General features: G+C 66.6%; 4 protein-coding genes and 1 pseudogene. 4 read left to right on the top strand and 1 reads right to left on the bottom strand.

The features are described 5' to 3' along the window. Positions 1-378: pseudogene (locus tag F6Q13_RS04445) on the bottom strand (hypothetical protein); the annotation flags it as partial. Between the two features lie 195 nt (positions 379-573). Between F6Q13_RS04445 and F6Q13_RS04450 the strand changes: the two are divergent. The 4 genes from F6Q13_RS04450 to F6Q13_RS04465 form a co-directional block, all read left to right on the top strand. Further along, a complete protein-coding gene (locus F6Q13_RS04450; RefSeq protein ID WP_293052835.1) occupies positions 574-1,785 on the top strand; it encodes an acyl-CoA dehydrogenase family protein in 1,212 nt (403 codons plus the stop codon). 1 nt (position 1,786) lies between these two features. Then, entirely contained in the window at positions 1,787-2,602 is an 816-nt protein-coding gene (locus F6Q13_RS04455; protein WP_293052815.1) for a tyrosine-protein phosphatase, read from the top strand. 85 nt (positions 2,603-2,687) lie between these two features. Next, a complete protein-coding gene (locus F6Q13_RS04460) occupies positions 2,688-3,509 on the top strand; it encodes a hypothetical protein (protein ID WP_293052818.1) in 822 nt (273 codons plus the stop codon). A 21-nt stretch (positions 3,510-3,530) separates the two neighbouring features. Beyond that, the coding region (locus F6Q13_RS04465; RefSeq protein ID WP_293052821.1) for an FAD-binding protein at positions 3,531-4,270 on the top strand (740 nt) is incomplete at its 3' end.

Consider the following 4,270-nt stretch of genomic DNA (forward strand, 5'->3'; position numbering starts at 1 on the left):
CAGCATGCCCTGACCCATCGAGGTGCTCAGGTCCGGAAAACCGGCCAGCGGGCCGGTCGTGGCGGTGGGGTAGTTGATCGAGAACGGCACGCTCAGCAGCGGGTACTCCGGGGTGAACAGGCCGTTCTCGTAGGGCGCGGGGTAGCTGGTGTCCGGGAAATTAGGGTGGATGTAGAGCTGGTCCGCGTCCGCCACATAGCCGGGGATGCTGTATTCGGGCAGCGGTATCCCGCTGGGGCCCATGACCAGGCCGATCGTCGTCGGATCGGCGGGCCCGGACGTGACGTCGCCGTGGGCGCACGCCGGATTCGTCAGCGCCAGCACACCGGCCGTAGCGACCAGCCCGACACCCAGCCAACCAAGCGTGCGGCCCGTCATCGACGACCTCCGGCCTTGCGTGCTGCCCTACCCTGGCGCGGACGCACCCGCACAGCAGGACATGAACTAGACAATGATGCGCCGCGACCCGCCCCGACGTCCAGGGAATCCTCAGGTTCTGTTTGGAAGAACCTAAGCCTGACCGGTCCGGCCCGCCCCAGCGGCGTCGCATATCGTGAACCGATGGACTTCGCGATGTCGGCCAAGGCCGCCGACTACCACAAGCGGCTGTGCGACTTCATGACCGAGCACGTCTTTGCGGCCGAGGCCGAATACGACCGCTACCGCTACGAGGCCGGCCCCGGCGACCACACGGTGCCGCCGATCATCGAGGAACTGAAGACCATCGCCAAAGAGCGGGGCCTGTGGAACCTGTTCCTGCCCGCCGAGTCCGGGCTGACCAATCTGGAATACGCGCCGCTGGCCGAGCAGACCGGCTGGAGCCTGGAGATCGCGCCCGAGGCGCTCAACTGCGCCGCGCCGGACACCGGCAACATGGAGATCCTGCACTTGTTCGGCACCGACGAGCAGCGCGCCCGATGGCTGCAGCCGCTGCTGCGCGGTGAGATCCGCAGCGCGTTCTCGATGACCGAGCCCGCGGTGGCCAGCAGCGACGCCCGCAACATCGAAACCACGATCGTCCGCGACGGCGGCGACTACGTCATCAATGGCCGCAAGTGGTGGACGTCCGGGGCCGCCGACCCGCGCTGCAAAGTCCTCATCGTGATGGGACGCACCAACCCCGACGCGGCCAGCCATCAGCAGCAGTCGATGATCCTGGTGCCGATCGACACCCCGGGCGTGACGATCGTTCGCTCCACACCGGTATTCGGCTGGCAGGATCAGCACGGGCATTGCGAAGTCGTCTACGACAACGTTCGGGTGCCGGCGAGCAACCTGCTCGGCGACGAGGGCGCCGGTTTCGCGATCGCCCAGGCCCGGCTCGGACCGGGCCGGATCCATCACTGCATGCGGGCTCTGGGCGCGGCCGAGCGCGCGCTGGCGCTGATGGTGGAGCGCGCCCGCAACCGGGTGGCGTTCGGCCGGCCGCTGGCCGACCAGGGCGTGGTACGGGAGTCGATCGCCAAGTCCCGCAACGAAATCGACCAGGCCAGGTTGCTGTGTGAAAAAGCGGCCTGGACCATCGACCAGCACGGCAACAAGGCCGCGCACCTGCTGATCTCGCAGATCAAGGCGGTGGCCCCGCGGGTGGCCTGCGATGTTCTCGACCGTGCCATCCAGGTCCACGGCGCGGCCGGGGTCAGCGACGACACACCGCTGGCCCGGCTCTACGGCTGGCATCGGGCGATGCGGATCTTCGACGGCCCCGACGAGGTGCACCTGCGGACCATCGCGCGCGCCGAGATCGACCGGGAGAAAAGCGCCTTCGCCGCAGCGGTCACCTGAGATGGACACACGAGTGCGAGATCTACAGGGGGCCTGGAACTTTCGCGATGTCGCCGAAACCACCGGCGTGGTGCGCCCAGGTCGGATGTTCCGCTCCGCCGAACTGAGCAGGCTCGACGACGACGGCCGTGACGAGTTGCGCCGGTTGGGCATAACCGATGTCGCCGACCTGCGCTCACCGCGCGAAGTCCAGCGCCGCGGCCCGGGCCGGGTGCCACCGGGCATCGAGGTGCACCTGCTGCCCATTCCCGACCTCGCTGTCGAGGAGACCAACGCCGAGGCCCCGCACGAGCATGCCCTGCGGCAGCTGATGACCGACAAGCCCGGCAACGAGTCGATCAACGACGCGTCCAGTCGCTACATGATCGAGGAATACCGCAGATTCCCGACCTACAACGGCGCGCAGCGTGCGCTGCACCGGGTGGTCATGCTGCTGGCCGCCGGACGCACGGTACTCACCCACTGCTTCGCGGGCAAAGACCGCACCGGCTTCATCGTCGCGCTGGTGCTGGAAACCATCGGCGTGCACCAGGACGCCATCATGGCGGATTTTCTGCGCAGCAACGAGGCCGTCCCGCAGCTGAGAACCCAGATCCTCGAGATGATCCGGCAGCGGTCGGAAACCGAGCTGACGCCCGAGGTGATGACGTTCACCGAAGCGCGGCTGTCCGACGAAGTCCTCGGTGTCCGCGAGGAATACCTGGACGCCGCCCGGCGCACCATCGACGAGACGCACGGTTCCCTGGTTTCCTACCTGAGAAGCGCGGCCATCACCGCCGCCGATGTCGACCGTCTGCGCGCGGCGCTGCTGGGTTGACCGGCCCTGACCCGCCCCCACTACAACCGGGGCACGTCGAGGTGGGTACTCTTCGAGCAACCCACCCGAACAGGATCAACCCACGATGAGCGCACCCACCGCAGACCGTCCTGCCACCGGAGTCTTCTCACCCACCCGCGCGCGGATACCCCAACGCACGTTGCGGACCGACCGCTGGTGGCAAGCGCCGCTGTTGACCGACCTCGGTCTGGCCGCATTCGTCCTGTATGCGACCATTCGTGCGTTCTGGGGCAGCGCCTACTGGGTCGACAAATACCACTACCTGACCCCGTTCTACTCCCCGTGCATCAGCGCGTCCTGCGCGCCCGGAGCCAGCCATCTCGGTGTCTGGTTGGGACACTTCCCCCGCTGGATTCCGTTGGGCATGTTGGTGCTGCCGTTTCTGCTCGGCTTTCGGATCACCTGCTACTACTACCGCAAGGCCTATTATCGTTCGGTCTGGCAGTCACCCCCGGCATGCGCGGTGGCTGAACCACATTCGAGATACACCGGCGAGACACGGCTGCCGCTGATCGTCCAGAACAGCCACCGGTACTTCTTCTACTTCGCGACGGCCGTCTCGGTGCTCAACACCTACGACGCGATCATGGCGTTCCACTCGCCGTCCGGCTTCGGATTCGGTTTAGGAAACGTGATTTTGGTCACCAACGTGATCCTGCTCTGGGTGTACACGTTGTCGTGTCACTCCTGCCGGCACGTCACCGGCGGGCGGCTCAAGCACTTCTCGAAGCACCCGGTCCGGTATTGGCTGTGGACCCAGGTGACTCGGCTCAACACCCGCCACATGACCTGGGCGTGGATCACACTGGGCACGCTGTCGCTCACCGATTTCTACATCGCGCTGGTCGCCGGCGGCACCATCAACGACCTGAGATTCATTGGCTGAGCGAAAGTTGAGTGAGGTTTGATGGTTGAGGTCGAGCGGCACTCCTACGACGTAGTCGTCATCGGTGCCGGCGGCGCGGGACTGCGCGCGGTCATCGAAGCGCGCGAGCGCGGCCTGACAGTCGCGGTGGTGTGCAAATCGCTGTTCGGCAAAGCCCACACGGTGATGGCCGAGGGCGGTGCCGCGGCGGCCATGGGCAACGCCAACCCCAAAGACGACTGGAAGACCCACTTCGGCGACACGATGCGGGGCGGGAAGTTCCTGAACAACTGGCGCATGGCCGAACTGCACGCCAAGGAGGCCCCCGACCGGGTCTGGGAGCTGGAGACCTACGGCGCGCTGTTCGACCGCACCCAAGACGGCAAGATCAGCCAGCGCAACTTCGGCGGGCACACCTACCCGCGGCTGGCGCACGTCGGCGACCGCACCGGCCTGGAGTTGATCCGCACGTTGCAGCAGAAGATCGTCTCACTGCAGCAGGAGGATCACGCCGAGCTCGGCGACTACGAGGCCCGCATCAAGGTGTTCGCCGAATGCACGATCACCGAGCTGCTCAAGGACGGCGAGCGGATCGCCGGAGCGTTCGGGTACTGGCGGGAAAGCGGCCGGTTCGTCGTGTTCGAGGCCCCGGCGGTGGTCATGGCCACCGGCGGGATCGGCAAGTCGTTCAAGGTGACCTCCAACTCCTGGGAGTACACCGGCGACGGACACGCGCTGGCCCTGCGGGCCGGCGCGACGCTGATCAACATGGAGTTCGTCCA

It is taken from the genome of Mycobacterium sp. (assembly GCF_008709575.1).
Taxonomy (GTDB): Bacteria; Actinomycetota; Actinomycetes; order Mycobacteriales; family Mycobacteriaceae; genus Mycobacterium.